Source organism: Klebsiella sp. 54 (assembly GCF_018223875.1).
Classification (GTDB): Bacteria; Pseudomonadota; Gammaproteobacteria; order Enterobacterales; family Enterobacteriaceae; genus Klebsiella; species Klebsiella quasipneumoniae.
In genome coordinates this window covers 288088-303021 of the sequence record NZ_JAGRRA010000004.1, presented here as the reverse complement: position 1 = coordinate 303021, position 14934 = coordinate 288088, and the positions used below count along the sequence as shown (strand labels likewise).

Sequence of the window (14934 nt, the reverse complement as noted above, 5' to 3'; positions counted from 1 at the left end):
CCGCCTCAGCGTGTCTGGCACAGTCCGGAGACGGTTTTCACCGTGTTCAGACTCTGCTGTGGGTTATCCGGAAGATGAAAATGCAGCCTGCAGCTCTGCGACTGGTTGTTCACGACCCAGCTCACCGCCAGGGTCCCCTCCTGCGGTACGCCGCTGAGGTACACCTGGCCGCCGTCAGCCACCATGCCGCCCGGCGCATTGCCGCTCTCCTCCGCCGTGACCAATTGCGCGCTGGCGCCAAACGGTAACGGCCCCTGGGCATTGCGGAGGGTAAACAGCACCCGGTTGCCAATGTGGGTCCGGTAGTTGGCCATCACCACCGCGCCGCCGCTGGGGATCACCGTCTGCCCCTGCTGGTCGACGTCGGTATCATCCGCCATCGACTCCGTGTCGAGGGTAATGACATTTTTCCGATAGGCGGTGAGGGACGGCACCACGGCATAGCCGCGCCAGTCGGTGTGCACATTGTTGCCGTTTTGTACCGCCACCCCGGCGGCCCCCGGCGCGCGGACGATGGCGAAGCTCTCACCCACCGTCTGGCCGAAAGTGACCCCGTGCGGATGCGCGACCACCGAGCCGGCGCCTCCCCAGGTCAGCTGGTTGCTGGCGGCGTCATGGCGATAGCCAAGCTGGGCGTTGCCGAAGCCGCCGTGGTAGTCGAGAGCAGCGCTGCTATTGCTGCCTCGTCCCTGATTGCCATAGCCCTGCTGAACCGAGTAGAACAGGTTCGGCCGCGACGGCACCGCGCCATACAGCGACACCTGCTGCGAGGTATAGCCATTGCTGTCCGAGGTGGTGTTGTAGCTCACCGCGCTGTCGGACAGCGGACCACCCAGCGGAATATTGATATTGAAAGACCAGGAGCGATCATTTTTTTGCTGACCGCTGGCGCGGGTGTAGTAATAGCCCACCCCCCAGGAGATCCCTTTCCAGGCGCTGTAGAACCCGAGATGTACCGTCTCATCCCGGCTCTGCCGGTGCCAGTATTCCTGCGACCAGGCGGAAACCGCCAGACTCCCCAGATCGCCAAGGCTTTGTGACACCGAGATCTCTTCCCGTCGGCGCCGGTTGTCCACCTGCCCCTGCGCGCTTTCCAGGGCGCTGGCTTCGGCAAAATCGTAATAGCCGCTGGAGGAGTAGCGATAGCTGGCGAGGCTGAATGCGGTGCCCGAGCTGACAAAATTTTTCTGATACTGAGCGCGCAGCGAATGGCCCGCATAGCGCTTACCCGACGGGGTACGGGTGACGGCCTGGGTGACGTCGCCTCCCAGCGATCCGAATTCGCCGAAGCCGCGGCCCAGGCCCAGCGCCCATGACTGATAGTCCTGGGCCAGCTGCGTGCCGCCGTAGAGGGTAAATCCCGCCGACAAACCATAGAACAGGGTGCCCTGCAGGAATTCCGGCGAGCGCACCGAATCCGCCCCGGAGTGGTAGCGGCCGGCGCTGAGGCTGAATTTGCCTCGCCCTTCGCGCAGCATATACGGCACGGCGGAATAGGGTTGGGTAAAGGTGCGCACCGAACCATTGCTCTCGGTCACCTTCACCTCCAGATCGCCGCTCTGCGAGGTGGGATAAAGATCGCTGATGGCGAACGCCCCCGGCGACACAAAGGTTTCGTAAATCACATATCCGTGCTGGGAGACGGTCACTTTGGCATTGCTGTGCGCCACGCCGCGAATGGTAGGGGCAAAGCCACGCTGGCTGTCCGGGAGCATCTCATCGTCAGACATCAGCTGTACGCCGCGAAACGGGATACTGTCAAACACGTCGCCGGTGGTGTAAGTATCGCCGATCCGCAGCAGACTCTTCAGCGAGCGGACGTCGCGCTGCAGCCAGGTGCTCTGTGAATCCCAGTGTCGGCGCTGCTGGTCGTACTGCATTGAGGAGACGTTGCGCAGCCGCCAGGCGCCCAGGTTCACGCCGCTGCGTAAATTGAGATAGTTTGAGCGGCTGCTCTCCCCGTCATCGGCGTTCTTGATTTGCGCGCCGGAAAAGTAGTAATCGACAAACGCGGCCGGCACGCCATCGTCCCAACGCGAGGGATCGACATAGCCGCGGCTTTGCACGTTCATCGCCGCCTGGGGAATACTCAGCGTCAGGCGCTGGTTAGCGAAGGTGAAGCGGCTGCTGGCGTCGGGAATAAACTTCTCGATCCGGGTGAAGGTCTCACCCTCATGCAGCGTTTGAAAAGCCGGAAACGCGCTAACGTTAACCCCATACTCCGCCAGCTGCCCGGGCGTCAACACCGGCTGCAGCTTCCCGCCATCGTCAACAAACGTAATATCGGCCTGGCCCAGCTCCTGGTCGTTAACCACCACGGTGACAGGGTAAGTCCCCGGCTGCTGTCCGCCGGGTTTGGCGAAGTAGTGCAGATCGGAGGTTTGCTGCTGCGGGTCGGCAAACTCCAGCGCCGCCGGGTCAAAATAGTCGTCAGCCAGCGCCCGGCTCAGCGGGCTGAGACAACAGATCATCGTCGGCAGCGTCGCCAGCGCCAGCGCCCGTCCGGCGGTGACGGGCAACGCGGCATACTCCCGCACCCTGGCTGTTGTTATTCTTTTCATGCTGGCGCCGTCCGGTAAGCTCATTACAAAGGGGAATTACTGCTGGGCGAAATCGCTGACGCCGCCGTAGTCGTTAATCGCCCGCCATTTGACGGTGCCGTGCCCGCTCACCGACCACGTTTTCTGACCGAAGGGGGCCACCATGCCAGGGTCGTCGATTGCCTGCCCGCCCACCGCGACGGAATAAAAAGAGACAAAATAGGGAGTGGGGTTTGCCACCGTCAGATGACCGCCGGACTGGCTAAATTTCAGCTGCTGCCAGGCTTTCGCCGGGTCGCCAGCCAGGCCGTTGGGGCGATAGAAGATTTTGAATTTCGACTTAATATTGACCTGCAGCTTGTTCACCTCGCCCTGGGGCGTCGGGGCGATACTTTTGACGTTCAGCCAGTAGACCGATTCACGGTCGCTGGGCAACGAGGCGCCAATAAAGTTAATGCGCAGGACGTTATTTTGCTCCGGATCGAGACGGAACAAGGGCGGTGTGACAATGAAGGGCACCCTGGCCTTATCGTTTTCCGCGTAATTTTCCACCCATGACTGCACCAGATAGGGCGTATGGGTATCGGCATTAGTGACTGAAATAGCAGCTTCACGCTTCCCTTCCTGATAAATCACACGGGTTCCACCCATGACAATACCGGCCTGCGCTGCCGTGGAGCACAGCAGAAAGGCCGCAACGGCAATTATTTTCTTCATCATGACTTACCATCAGGCAAAGGTTGAACAGACAATAAAATAAAGCAGTAAATAACAGAGCCAGTACCCGTCGGGATAATTCGCAAAAACAACTATACCGTCACGAATATATTTCATGACTTCATGACAATTATCTCTTTAGCTATCTGCAATTAATCAGGACGCAATGAACTGACTCTGAATAACGTGCAATATAATTAGTTATAAATCATATTGAAATTAGCCGTACCGTCGGCTTTACCTGCCGTCACGGTCGCCGCGGTGGAGACATAGTCGGCGTAAAACTCGAGGTCGGCAGTGCCGGTGCCGCCGCTGGAACCCGGAGTGACCGTTTGTTTTGCGGTCGTTTTACCGAGGCTGACCGCCGTCGTCTGATCGTGCTCATACAGCTTAATGGCTACGCCTTTGGCGCCGCCGCCGTTGATGGCCAGCAGGGAGGTATCCGTCTGTTCACGCGCGCCGTCAAACAGCACGGCGACGGTAGTCACGCTGGCCGGGCAATCTTTCACTTTGATATGGAAAGGCGTTTTCGTGGTTTCGGCGCCGGTGCCGGTAAAATAGTTGCTGGCCCATTTGCCCAGATCCACCGGCTGGCCGGAAGAATTACTATCGACGTTGCAAGAGCTGTCGGTGATCGACCCATTGAAGGTGATCTGCCCGCCGGCGCCTTGCGCACTGGTGCCCGAGTTTGGATTAATGGTATTGGCCGCAGTAGCCTGGAAGGCGACGCCAGAAAGCAGCGCCCCTATGAGGATGGTGATAAAGCGAGGTTGTTTTTTCATTATTTATCTCATCGTTAACGAATATATTTTCCATCATCGTCAATAGCTCCATAGCTATCGCGAAACGGCTCGTCAGCTCCTCCCTGTAAATGTTCATTGCGTTCCTTCCGCAGGATAGTAGGCACACGTTCTCTCCACTCTGCTTTATTTCGCCAACAGATGGCCATGAATGACAAGCAGAAGAAAAAAGAGTTATTTTGATGTGCGAAATAAATATATTACCCGAAGTATCAAAAGGCAACCTGAGGAAATGTTAATTGTAGGTTAACAACTGTATTCGCCATAAAGTTAATTTTTGAAATAGCTTTTCAATGTTAATTTACATATCTATACAAAAGAAATTTAAATACCTTTAAACAACAACAGGTCAATTCCATTAACAAATTTAAAGATAAGTGTTCAAAAAGTCGTCTTGTTTTATTGTGCGCTTGCCGGGCAGCACCAAAAAATTAGGAATTTTCCTGGTATTAATATTCATCATTTCTACACAAACGACGCTAAGACAGTCAGCCCCATCCGATAATTTCTTGTTCTGGAAGTGTTTTTATTTTCAAGTGAAAGTAGTTATATCAGTGATGTGAATATATCGCCGTTGCCGCCGATACTAACCCATCGTTTGCATGGGGTTATTTTGAAGTAAAAAAAATCCGCAACCCGAATGGATTGCGGACTGGGGATCAATCAGAAATGAGATGGACTTCAGAACAGGCCCAGCGGCGCGGTGCCGTAGCTCACCAGCAGGTTTTTGGTTTGCTGGTAGGCATCCAGCGCCATCTTGTGCGTTTCCCGGCCGACGCCGGACTGTTTATAGCCGCCGAACGCCGCATGCGCCGGATAGACATGATAGCAGTTGGTCCATACGCGACCCGCTTTTATGCCGCGGCCCATGCGATAGGCGAGGTTGGTATCGCGCGTCCACACCCCAGCGCCGAGGCCAAACTGGGTCTCATTGGCGATAGCCAGCGCTTCCGCTTCGTCCTTAAAGGTGGTCACCCCGATCACCGGCCCAAAGATCTCCTCCTGGAAGGAGCGCATATCGTTGCGGCCTTTAATTAGCGTGGGCTGAATATAAAAACCATTATCCAGCGCCGGCGCGATCGCCGCCCGCTCGCCGCCTGTCAGGATTTGGCCGCCCTCTTCCCGGGCAATCTGAATATAGGAGAGGATCTTGTCGAACTGCTGGCGGGAAGCCTGGGCGCCGATCATGGTGTCGGTATCTAACGGATCGCCGCGGCGGATCTGCGCCACCTTCTCCATGACCCGCGCCATAAAGGGCTCATAGATGGATTCATGGATCAGCGCCCGCGACGGGCAGGTACAGACCTCACCCTGGTTGAAGAAGCCGAGCACCAGCCCCTCCACCGCCTTCTCAATAAACTCCTCTTCTCCCTCCATCACGTCGGCGAAGTAGATATTGGGCGATTTGCCCCCCAGCTCGACGGTGCAGGGGATAATATTCTCCGCCGCGCAGGCGAGAATATGCCGCCCGACCGGCGTGGAGCCAGTAAATGCCAGCTTGGCGATACGTTTGCTGGTGGCCAGCGCCTCGCCCGCCTCTTTGCCGAAACCCTGCACCACGTTCAGCACCCCGGCCGGGAACAGATCGCCGATCAGCTCCAGCAGCAGAGTAATACTCAGCGGCGTCTGTTCCGCCGGCTTGAGCACCACGCAGTTCCCCGCCGCCAGGGCCGGGGCCAGCTTCCACGCGGCCATCAGCAGCGGGAAGTTCCACGGGATAATCTGACCGACAACCCCCAGCGGTTCATGGAAATGGTAAGCTACCGTGGTTTCATCAATCTCGGCGGTACTCCCCTCCTGGGCGCGCAGGCAGCCGGCGAAGTAGCGAAAATGATCCACCGCCAGCGGCAGGTCGGCGTTCAGCGTTTCGCGGATCGGTTTCCCGTTGTCCCAGCTCTCCGCCACCGCCAGATATTCCAGATGCTGTTCAATACGATCGGCGACCTGCAGCAGCAGCCTGGAGCGCTGCTGCACTGAGGTTTTGCCCCACGCCGGCGCCGCACGGTGGGCGGCGTCGAGGGCGAAGTCAATGTCTCTGGCATCCGACCGGGGAAACTGCGCAATGTTGCTGCCGTCTACCGGGGAGGTATTCATAAAGAATTCACCGCTCAGCGGCTCGACAAATTTACCGTCAATAAAGTTGCCGTAAGCGGATTTAAATGAAACCAGGGCGCCGGGCTGGCCAGGGTGTGCATAACGCATCGCAAATCTCCTTCTGTAGGGTTGAGACGCAGCGGCATATTGATTTTTTAAACTTGCCGCCGAACGCTTCTCACTTTGCAGGGGTTATGCCAGTTTTTTATTTACTTTAAATCTTTTTATTTATTAATAGGTTGCATTCACTAACTGGGCAGATGGTCAGCCACTGTTGCACGGGTTTCCACTTATGTGTTGCAAATCGCAACACCAAATAAACCAAATAGCTACAATATTGCAACACAGCAACATCGACCCAGAGGTGCCCTGTGCCAGGCAATCCCTTTCTTCTCGCACCAGAGGTTAACGCCAATCCCCTGCTGAGCGATTCATGGTCTCGCTGCCAGCGCTACGGTCTGGATCCCGCTACCGAGGATTTTCCCCGCCTCGACGCCGGCGAGCTGGCGGATCGACTCGCCAGCCACCGCAGCCTGCAGCAGTTGGCGCAGCCGGTGGTGGAAGCCCTGTCGCGCCAGGTGGCGGACCTGCAGTCGGTGGTGATCCTCTCCGACCCCGGCGGTCTGGTGCTGCACACCGTCGGCGATACCCAGGCGATGCAAAAGGCGCAGCGCGTGGCGCTGGCGCCCGGCAATCTGTGGAGCGAAAGCGGGCGTGGGACCAACGCCATCGGCACCGCGCTGGCGATTGACGACGGCTGCGAAATCGATGGCCGTCAGCACTTTCTCACCCGCAACCAGAATCTGTACTGCGCGGCGATGCCGCTCCAGCGGCCGGACGGAAGTATCGCCGGCGTGCTGGATATCTCCGGCCCGGCGGATTTTCCCCACCAGCATACCTTTGGCTGGGTGAAAGCAGCGGCAAAGCAGATTGAGTATCTGTGGGTGAAGCAGAGCCTGCATCCTGAGCAGTGGCTGATGAGCCTGCACCGGCAGGTGGACAAGCTCGACAGCGTCGAGGAGCTGCTGCTGGTCTTTTCCGATAACGTCCTCACCGCCGGCAACCGGCTGGCGATGCGCGAGTTCGGCCTGAGCGCGGCGCAGTTTGGCCAGCTCACCTTTGCGTCGCTTTTTCCGACGCTGACGCAAACGGCGGTCAGCGTTCCCCTGCCGCTGACCACCCCGCAGGGTCGCTATCACTATCGCCTGCGCGAGCCCACCCGCCGCCGGGTGGCGGTGAGCGCCCCGCCGGCCATGCAGCTCCCCTTCACCAGCCCGCGGGAAGGCGAAAAGCTGCTCCGGCTGCTTAACGCCGGCATCGCGCTCTGTATTGAGGGGGAAACCGGCAGCGGCAAAGAGTATGTCAGCCGCACGCTGCACCAGCACAGCCGCTGGCGCAGCGGTAAATTCGTCGCCATTAACTGCGCCGCCATCCCGGAATCGCTGATCGAGTCCGAGCTTTTCGGCTACCAGCCGGGGGCGTTTACCGGCGCCAGTAAAAATGGCTATATCGGCAAAATCCGCGAAGCCGAGGGCGGGGTGCTGTTTCTCGATGAGATCGGCGATATGCCGCTGGCGCTGCAGACCCGCCTTCTGCGGGTACTGCAGGAGAAAGAGGTGGCGCCGCTGGGCGCCAGCCGCAGCGTGCCGGTGAACTTCGCCTTGATCTGCGCCACGCACCGCAACCTGACCCAGCGGGTCAGTGCCGGCGAATTCCGCGAAGATCTACTGTGGCGCCTGCGGGAGTATGCCCTGGCGCTGCCTCCGCTGCGCGAGTGGCCAGCGCTGGAAACCTTTATCGCCACCCTGTGGCGCGACCTGGGCGGCGCTTCGCGCCGGATGACGCTGTCCACCGCGCTGCTGACCCACCTCAGCCAGCTGCCGTGGCCGGGAAACGTACGCCAGCTGCAGAGCGTCCTGAAGGTGATGCTGGCCCTCGCCGATGAGGGCGACACATTAACGCCCGATGCGCTGCCGGAGACATATCGCACCGCGCCTGCGCCGCTGCCGCGCGGGGGATTGCAGGCCCATGACGAGCAGTTGATTGTCGATACCCTCGCCAGAGTCAACGGCAACGTCAGCCGGGCGGCGCAGATGTTGGGTATCGCCCGCAGCACGTTATACCGTCGCGCCGCCCGTGCCGGACGGCCACGCCGCTGAGACTATGGCGTAAAGCGCGCCGGCAGCCAGGAGAACATCCGCCGGCTGACGGCCTCGCACAGCAGCACCAGTCGTGGGCCGACCGCCTGCCAGACTCGCTTCGCCACGATGACCCCACCGACGGCGACCAGGGCCGCGCCCACCATATCCAGCGGAAAATGCACCCCAAGATAGATCCGCGACCAGGCCACCGGCAGCGCGGCCAGCAGCATCAGCAGGCCAAGCGCCCGCAGGCGCAGAGACAGCAGCGCAAACGCAGCACTGAACATTACCGTACCGTGATCGCTGGGAAAGCTGTTATCCGCCGGATGGCTTATCCAGGTATGGCCGAGGGGGATCATAAACGGCCGCGGATGGAACCAGAGCGTCCCGCACACCATCCCCAGCCCGAGGGAAATGATCACGGCCAGGGTCATAAACAGCGCCTGACGATGTCCCTCACGGCCACCGAGAAACCACAGGCCGAGCGCGATCGTCGGCATCATAAACACAATGCCATTGGCGCAAAAACTGGCCAGCGACAGCAGGCCATCCGCGGCGCCAGGCTGCGCGTTAAGCGCGAAAAAAACAGATTGATTCAGGGTTTCCAGGGCGTTCATGGCGATAGCTCTCAGTCGTCATCTTTCTGTCATTATCGCCCGGATGCCTTAAGATACCCTTAACCGCTGGGCGGTGTGCTTTTAGCAAGGCGCAGTCCTTCCCGCAGGGCATCGATCGCCACCCGCGTTTTTTGCGGCAGCCACGGCCCTTCCGGCCACACCGCGTGGATAGCGAAACGCACACGGTCGCTGGGCGCCAGAACCTGCTGCAGCGTCCCGTCGGCGAGCGCCTGCGCCACCAGCCAGTCCGGCAGCCAGGCGATGCCCATCCCCTGCTGCGCCGCGGCGGCGATGGCGGCAAAGTCATCCTGCACCAGCCACGCCTCCGGGGTGAAGCGCACTTCGCCCTGCTGCGGGTCGTAAAGTTGCCATTTTTGCAGCTGACCGTTATGCAGATAGCCGAGGGTGCGGTGCTCGCTCAGCCCGGCGATGGTCTGCGGCGCCGGCTGGCGGCGCAGGTACTCCGCCGCCGCGCACAGCACCATGCCATGCTCCCCCAGCGCCCGCGCCCGTAGCGACCCGGTATCGGCCAGGCTCCCGATACGCACCGCGAGATCAAACCCCTCTTCCAGCAAATTGACCTGCCGGTCGCTGTAGTGGAGCTCGAGCTTCAGCAGTGGATAGCGCTGACTCAGGCGGAACAGCAGCGGCGCCACGCAGCGCTGGCCAAACAGCACCGGCAGCGAAATCCGCAGCCGTCCCTGCACCTCGCCTTTGCCGCGCTGCAGCGCTTCTTCGGCCTCGCGAATGCGACCCAGCGCCTCCCGACACTGGTGATAAAATTGCTCTCCCTCTTCCGTCAGCAGTTGCCTGCGGGTGGTGCGCTGGAATAGCGCCACGCCGAGACGCGCCTCCAGCCGGGCAATGGTTTTCCCCACCGCCGATCGCGTGACGTGGAGGATCGTCGCCGCGCTGGCAAAGTTACCGCTCTCGACCACCGTGACAAACACCGGGATCGCGTTCAGATCGTCGCGCACAGATTGGTTCCTTATGGGATACAATAGCGGAAAATAATGTCACTCCAGAGAGAAAAAAGACAGTGTTAGTCTCTGCCTCTACCCTTTACCTGAGGCACTTATCATGGCTAACGTTCTGGTATTAAAATCCAGCATTAATGGCGAAACGTCCCTGACCAATCAGCTGATTAACGAATTTCTCGCGGCGCGCCAGGCGGCGGGTCACCCCGATCGGATCCGCGAACACGATCTCAGCGCCATGGCGCTGCCGACGCTGGATGGCGCGCTGTTCGCCGCCCTGCGCGGGGCGGCGGATCCGCAGCCGGCCATCCGCGCGGCGGTTGCGCTCTCCGACCAGCTTATCGCCGAGTTAAAAGCCAGCGACCTGCTGGTGATCGGCGCCCCGATGTATAACCTCAACGTCCCGACCGATCTGAAGAAATGGTTCGACCTCGTGGCGCGGGCGCGGGAAACCTTTCGCTACACCGACAGCTGGCCGCAGGGGCTGGTCGAGGGCGTCCGGGCGGTGGTCGTCAGCAGCCGCGGCGGTATTCACCAGGGCGAAAGCACCGACGCCGTCACCCCCTATCTGCGCGCGGTGCTGGGGCTGATGGGGATCCATGAGGTGGAGTTTATCTATGCCGAAGGGCTGGATAACCGCCCGCACGGTCGCGACGCCGGGATCGCCAGCGCCCGGGCGCAGATAGCCGATCTCGCCGTTCCGGCCTGAGTCACGGGAAAATGTGCTGGCGCTGGCGGTCTTTTTATTTTAGAGTTATCTAAATTTAGAAAAAGCTAAAATACATGACCACACCTGAAGATCTGCAGGCCCGCGCCGGAGAAGCCGCCGCGCTAATGAAAGCGATGAGCAATCCTCACCGATTGCTGATCCTGTGCATGCTGTGCGACGCGCCGCGGGCCAGCGCCGGTGAACTCGCCCGCGCCACCGGCCTGAGCCCTTCCGCCACCTCGCAGCATCTCGCGCGGATGCGTGACGAGGGGCTGATCGACAGCGAACGCGACGCTCAGCGTATTCACTATTTCATCACCCATCCTGCAGTACAGCAGGTGATCAACACGCTGAAAACGCTCTATTGCCCGTGAGGAGCCTATGACCATCGCCACCTTAACCCCTGCCGAAGCCCGGGCGCAGATTGCCCAGGGCGCGAGACTGATAGATATCCGCGATGCGGATGAATACGCGCGCGAACATATTCCCGATGCCGAGCTGGTGCCGCTCGCCGCCCTGAACGGCGGCGCGACCCTAAACGCCCGGGCCGGCGAGCGCGTGATCTTTCATTGCCAGGCCGGCTCCCGGACGCAGAATAACGCCATTCGTCTGGCCGCCGCTGCCGCGCCGGCGCAGGTCAGCCTGCTGGCGGGTGGGATTCAGGCGTGGAAAGCCGCGGGGCTCCCGGTTGAGGAAGATAAATCGCAACCGCTGCCGCTGATGCGCCAGGTGCAAATTGCCGCTGGCGTTCTGATTTTACTGGGGGTGCTGCTGGGCTATACCGTGAACGGCGGCTTTTTCCTGCTCAGCGGCGCGGTCGGCGCCGGGCTCACTTTCGCCGGGGTGACCGGCTTTTGCGGCATGGCGCGCCTGCTGGCGATCATGCCGTGGAACCGGCGCCAGGGGAGTTAAAACGCACTCCAGATAAGCCAGGCAATGCCGCCGAAAAGCAGCCATTTGACGATGTAATAGACCGTCTTATTCCATTTTTTCAGCCGCTTGCCGACAATACGGATCTGGTAGATATAGCGAAATGCCCGGTTAATTCCGCCGGTGCGATCGCTGGCGTCGTTGGGCGCCGAGGCGGCGCTCATCAGATAGCGCCCCAGCCAGTGGTTGACCTTCTGCGCCCAGCGGTAGCGCATCGGCCGTTCAATATCGCAGAACAGAATCAGTCGATTCTCACCGCTGGTATTTTCTGCATAGTGGATATAGGTCTCGTCAAACAGCACGCCTTCCCCGTCGCGCCAGCTGTAGCGCTGACCATCCACCTCGATAAAGCAGCGGTCATCGTTCGGCGTCGCCAGGCCAAGATGAAAGCGCAGGGAACCGGCGTAGGGGTCGCGATGGCGCGGCAGACGGCTGCCGTCAGGCAGGGTGGCGAACATGGCCGCTTTTACCGACGGGATATCCCGCAGCAGCGCGGTAGTTTGCGGACAAAGCTGGCTGGCGGAAGGATGGGCATCCTCATACCATTTCAGATAAAAGCGTTTCCAGCCGGTTTTAAAAAATGAGTTAAATCCGGCGTCATTATATTTATCGGCCGCTTTAATCTGCTCCAGTTGCTGGAGGCGGATCCCTTCTTCGCGAATAACCAGCCAGTTCTGCTGCAATATCGCCAGCTCGGGAAACATCTCCGGGCGCAGATAAGGCGTATTCGGTACGCGGGAAAATAAATACATAAATCCATTCAGCGGCGCGGTAAATGTGGAATGGTCGGAGAGCTGTCGCCAGAAACGATAGCGCACCCGTCCGCGGTAATGGACATACAGTACAGCAATAACAATGATCAACAGAATGATATACTTCATGGTGTCTTTCCTGACCTGATTGGTGGTAACCCTACCCTCGCCGTCCCCCCTTCTCAGCAGCGGTATGGCGCCAGCAAAACATTAACAACTCTAATACATATACCTCCAAATTGTTTTAACAAAAAACAGCACACCCGGTGTTCAGTGAACGGGCGTTGAGCTATGGTTTAGGTTCATACGTAGTATTAACAGTAAGGAGTGAATGATGTTTTCTGTCGGCGATCTGGTGCAACCGCGTGCGGGCGGGCCAAAACTGAAAGTGATCGAAGTGCAGGGCGAGGATCTGGTGGTGGTTCAGGCCGCTCAGGAGCAGGGAGAACGGTATACGCTGAAGTCAGACGAGGTGACGCGATATCAGGAAGAGGGAGACTTCGGCGTCTGCTGAAGCTCCCTCGCTGCAGGTCATAAGGCCAGGCCGGGCGGTGGGTCTTCCCCGCCGTCGTGGCGCTGGCCGAATCGGTTTTAAATTAAAAAGCTGTCCAGCGATTTCCCCTCGGCGACCGCCTGGGCAATCGGCTTCGGCATTCTTCCCTGGCCGGTCCAGGTTTTCTCGGCGCCGGTATGATCGGTATAACGATATTTCGCCGGGCGCGGTTTCCGCTTTTTACCGCCCGCCATCGGCGGCTGAATATCGGCCACCAGCTCGTCAGGAGAAATACCGTCGGCGCGCATCAGCTCAAGCCAGGTATTCACTTTTTCCTGATATTCCGCTTGCTGCTGTGCCGCCAGCTGCTGTTGCGTACGTATTTCTTCAGTGACGATCCTGAGCTTTTCCAGCATCTCTTCAAGCACGTCAATGGAGAATTCACGGGACAGCGCGCGCAGTGAACGGATATTATTCAGTTTGTGTAACATTGAAGACATAAAATTAAAAAATTCCAAATAGCAAATTAAAAGACACAACGCGGCAAGTGTAATAGAAACGTTTATTTATTTCCAGCCTGCGGTTGTCCAGATAAATATATTATGCAGAGAGTAAATCTCTTCCGCCTGCCCTATATCGGAAAATCCCCGATTCTTTTTCGCCAGCGCGGGCCAACGAGACCATGAATAAATAAAAGCGGCGGATAGTGAGATAGGAAAATATATTCAGCAGGCGATATTACCTTTATGGTCAGCGGCTTATCCTCTTATCGTCGGCGGATGCGCTGGCCCTCTCCACACGGCCTAATGAATAGTTACCCAGCTAGGAAGAATAAAACGCCACACGTCACTTTAGAATTTTTCACCACAAAAACCGGCATAATGGCATAAAAACATCTAAACGAGACTCTCATCACAGGCTAACGCGATTTTGCGCCACGGCGAGTGCTCAGACGCCGCCTCCCTGGTCAAACACCATGGCAAAACACCACATAACCACCTGAAAATAAACACATTTAATGAAAACAGCAATAAAAGTAGCGTAACGGGCAGAAAACCAACCGTCGCAGAGTATTTTATCGACAAAAAGGCAATAAATAAAAATTTATAGCTAGTTGCCACTTTTAATGCAGAGATATACTCTACGCACATCAAAACAGGCAGCCCAAAAACGCTATACCAACGCGCATTTTTCGGCGTTCTTGACTTCATTTTCGAGGAGCACTCCGATGTTCTCTGCGCACTCCCGCTTGCGGCACGCGGTTGCAGACACCTTTGCGATGGTGGTTTACTGCACCGTCGTCAACATGATGATCGAAATTTTTCTCTCTGGTATGACGTTTGAGCAGTCGTTATCGTCGCGCCTGGTGGCGATCCCGGTCAACATTATTATTGCTGTTCCTTACGGGATTTATCGCGATTTCGCCATGCGTCAGGCCCGGCGCATCACTCCGGCCGGCTGGATGAAAAATATGGCCGACGTGCTGGCCTACGTGACCTTTCAGTCGCCGGTATATGTCGCCATTCTGTGGAGCGTGGGTGCGGACTGGCACCAGATTGTCGCTGCGGTGAGCTCGAACCTGGCGGTATCGATGATGATGGGCGCCGCTTACGGCTACTTCCTCGACTATTGCCGCCGCCTGTTCCGCGTGGCTCCCTACCAGCAGGCAAAAGCCTGACCGACACGTTAACAGCGACTGGCTCTGCCAGTCGCTTCCTCCCGCCAGCCGACTTCGCCCGGGCCTTTATCCAGCGAATTAATTCGTCGACATGGCCGGCTGAGCTTCGCCAAATAGCCCATTCAGAAAACGCTCAAGCGCCATGCGTGAGCTAAATCCGTGCGGAATTCCATAATGCTGCTGCGCATCCCCGGCTAAATACAGCGGAAACTGTTCATAATGGTCGCAGGTTTTGATATCTGAAGCCGGTTCAGCCAGCATATTGCTGCGCTCTTTTAACGCCGGATGAATAACTAACGCTGTTCGCCCCATGCGCGCTTCGCGGTTCACATAAACATAATTATCGCCGCGGCGATAGCCGTACGCTTTTTGCGTCACAACATCCATGGTGAAGCCGGCTTTTTCAAGAACACGCGCCACCTCATCGGGTCTTAAATACATACTGATTCCTCGTTATCTTTTACCGCACATTGACCTTACCTTATT

Annotated in this window: 14 protein-coding genes and 1 pseudogene; 6 read left to right on the top strand and 9 right to left on the bottom strand. The window is 58.2% G+C overall.

What is annotated here, in order from left to right:
• Positions 1 to 5: 5 nt before the first annotated feature.
• The 4 genes from KHQ24_RS12945 to KHQ24_RS12930 form a co-directional block, all read right to left on the bottom strand.
• The gene (locus tag KHQ24_RS12945; protein WP_023318963.1) at positions 6 to 2561 is read right to left on the bottom strand and encodes a fimbria/pilus outer membrane usher protein; all 2556 of its coding nucleotides are present in this window, start codon (positions 2559 to 2561) and stop codon (positions 6 to 8) included.
• 36 nt (positions 2562 to 2597) lie between these two features.
• Positions 2598 to 3260, bottom strand: coding sequence for a molecular chaperone (locus tag KHQ24_RS12940; RefSeq protein WP_032426129.1), 663 nt, complete (start codon positions 3258 to 3260; stop codon positions 2598 to 2600).
• Between the two features lie 194 nt (positions 3261 to 3454).
• Positions 3455 to 4039, bottom strand: coding sequence for a fimbrial protein (locus KHQ24_RS12935; RefSeq protein WP_004205729.1), 585 nt, complete (start codon positions 4037 to 4039; stop codon positions 3455 to 3457).
• Positions 4040 to 4738: 699 nt separating this feature from the next.
• Positions 4739 to 6259, bottom strand: coding sequence for an aldehyde dehydrogenase family protein (locus KHQ24_RS12930; protein ID WP_004205728.1), 1521 nt, complete (start codon positions 6257 to 6259; stop codon positions 4739 to 4741).
• Positions 6260 to 6522: 263 nt separating this feature from the next.
• Between KHQ24_RS12930 and KHQ24_RS12925 the strand changes: the two genes are divergently transcribed.
• Positions 6523 to 8310: a sigma-54-dependent Fis family transcriptional regulator gene (locus KHQ24_RS12925; protein WP_064150754.1), complete on the top strand. Its 1788-nt coding sequence runs from the start codon at positions 6523 to 6525 to the stop codon at positions 8308 to 8310.
• A gap of 2 nt (positions 8311 to 8312) precedes the next feature.
• Here the strand turns inward: KHQ24_RS12925 and KHQ24_RS12920 are convergent, their stop codons facing one another.
• Together KHQ24_RS12920 and KHQ24_RS12915 are read right to left on the bottom strand one after the other, a co-directional pair.
• Entirely contained in the window at positions 8313 to 8909 is a 597-nt protein-coding gene (locus KHQ24_RS12920) for an undecaprenyl-diphosphatase (protein WP_004205726.1), read from the bottom strand.
• Between the two features lie 59 nt (positions 8910 to 8968).
• A complete protein-coding gene (locus tag KHQ24_RS12915; protein WP_017900622.1) occupies positions 8969 to 9886 on the bottom strand; it encodes a LysR family transcriptional regulator in 918 nt (305 codons plus the stop codon).
• 103 nt (positions 9887 to 9989) lie between these two features.
• Between KHQ24_RS12915 and KHQ24_RS12910 the strand changes: the two genes are divergently transcribed.
• The 3 genes and pseudogenes from KHQ24_RS12910 to KHQ24_RS12900 all read left to right on the top strand — a co-directional run bounded on the left by KHQ24_RS12910 (position 9990) and on the right by KHQ24_RS12900 (position 11523).
• Positions 9990 to 10595, top strand: coding sequence for an FMN-dependent NADH-azoreductase (locus KHQ24_RS12910; protein ID WP_004205724.1), 606 nt, complete (start codon positions 9990 to 9992; stop codon positions 10593 to 10595).
• Between the two features lie 74 nt (positions 10596 to 10669).
• Positions 10670 to 10969, top strand: a complete 300-nt coding sequence (locus KHQ24_RS12905; RefSeq protein ID WP_002914277.1) for an ArsR/SmtB family transcription factor — start codon at positions 10670 to 10672, stop codon at positions 10967 to 10969.
• Between the two features lie 7 nt (positions 10970 to 10976).
• Positions 10977 to 11523: pseudogene (locus KHQ24_RS12900) on the top strand (rhodanese family protein).
• Here the strand turns inward: KHQ24_RS12900 and lpxO are convergent.
• Complete coding sequence (gene lpxO, locus KHQ24_RS12895; RefSeq protein WP_004205722.1) at positions 11504 to 12406, bottom strand: lipid A hydroxylase LpxO; 903 nt, start codon at positions 12404 to 12406, stop codon at positions 11504 to 11506. The pseudogene KHQ24_RS12900 and the gene lpxO overlap by 20 nt on opposite strands.
• A gap of 205 nt (positions 12407 to 12611) precedes the next feature.
• On the opposite strand from lpxO, the gene KHQ24_RS12890 reads away from it, so the two are divergent.
• Complete coding sequence (locus tag KHQ24_RS12890; RefSeq protein WP_004205721.1) at positions 12612 to 12791, top strand: hypothetical protein; 180 nt, start codon at positions 12612 to 12614, stop codon at positions 12789 to 12791.
• 77 nt (positions 12792 to 12868) lie between these two features.
• Here the strand turns inward: KHQ24_RS12890 and stpA are convergent, their stop codons facing one another.
• Positions 12869 to 13270, bottom strand: a complete 402-nt coding sequence (stpA, locus tag KHQ24_RS12885; RefSeq protein WP_023290746.1) for a DNA-binding protein StpA — start codon at positions 13268 to 13270, stop codon at positions 12869 to 12871.
• A gap of 728 nt (positions 13271 to 13998) precedes the next feature.
• On the opposite strand from stpA, the gene alaE reads away from it, so the two are divergent.
• Complete coding sequence (gene alaE, locus KHQ24_RS12880; RefSeq protein WP_004205719.1) at positions 13999 to 14448, top strand: L-alanine exporter AlaE; 450 nt, start codon at positions 13999 to 14001, stop codon at positions 14446 to 14448.
• A gap of 78 nt (positions 14449 to 14526) precedes the next feature.
• Here the strand turns inward: alaE and KHQ24_RS12875 are convergent, their stop codons facing one another.
• A complete protein-coding gene (locus KHQ24_RS12875; RefSeq protein WP_002914291.1) occupies positions 14527 to 14889 on the bottom strand; it encodes a DUF2002 family protein in 363 nt (120 codons plus the stop codon).
• Positions 14890 to 14934: the final 45 nt, after the last annotated feature.

What these genes read in the sequence shown, in the direction of transcription:
- KHQ24_RS12945 (WP_023318963.1), bottom strand. Translation starts at nt 2,561, where the DNA reads ATGAAAAGAATAACAACAGCCAGGGTGCGGGAGTATGCCGCGTTGCCC.
- KHQ24_RS12940 (WP_032426129.1), bottom strand. Translation starts at nt 3,260, where the DNA reads ATGATGAAGAAAATAATTGCCGTTGCGGCCTTTCTGCTGTGCTCCACG.
- KHQ24_RS12935 (WP_004205729.1), bottom strand. Translation starts at nt 4,039, where the DNA reads ATGAAAAAACAACCTCGCTTTATCACCATCCTCATAGGGGCGCTGCTT.
- KHQ24_RS12930 (WP_004205728.1), bottom strand. Translation starts at nt 6,259, where the DNA reads ATGCGTTATGCACACCCTGGCCAGCCCGGCGCCCTGGTTTCATTTAAA.
- KHQ24_RS12920 (WP_004205726.1), bottom strand. Translation starts at nt 8,909, where the DNA reads ATGAACGCCCTGGAAACCCTGAATCAATCTGTTTTTTTCGCGCTTAAC.
- KHQ24_RS12910 (WP_004205724.1), top strand. Translation starts at nt 9,990, where the DNA reads ATGGCTAACGTTCTGGTATTAAAATCCAGCATTAATGGCGAAACGTCC.
- KHQ24_RS12905 (WP_002914277.1), top strand. Translation starts at nt 10,670, where the DNA reads ATGACCACACCTGAAGATCTGCAGGCCCGCGCCGGAGAAGCCGCCGCG.
- lpxO (WP_004205722.1), bottom strand. Translation starts at nt 12,406, where the DNA reads ATGAAGTATATCATTCTGTTGATCATTGTTATTGCTGTACTGTATGTC.
- KHQ24_RS12890 (WP_004205721.1), top strand. Translation starts at nt 12,612, where the DNA reads ATGTTTTCTGTCGGCGATCTGGTGCAACCGCGTGCGGGCGGGCCAAAA.
- stpA (WP_023290746.1), bottom strand. Translation starts at nt 13,270, where the DNA reads ATGTCTTCAATGTTACACAAACTGAATAATATCCGTTCACTGCGCGCG.
- alaE (WP_004205719.1), top strand. Translation starts at nt 13,999, where the DNA reads ATGTTCTCTGCGCACTCCCGCTTGCGGCACGCGGTTGCAGACACCTTT.
- KHQ24_RS12875 (WP_002914291.1), bottom strand. Translation starts at nt 14,889, where the DNA reads ATGTATTTAAGACCCGATGAGGTGGCGCGTGTTCTTGAAAAAGCCGGC.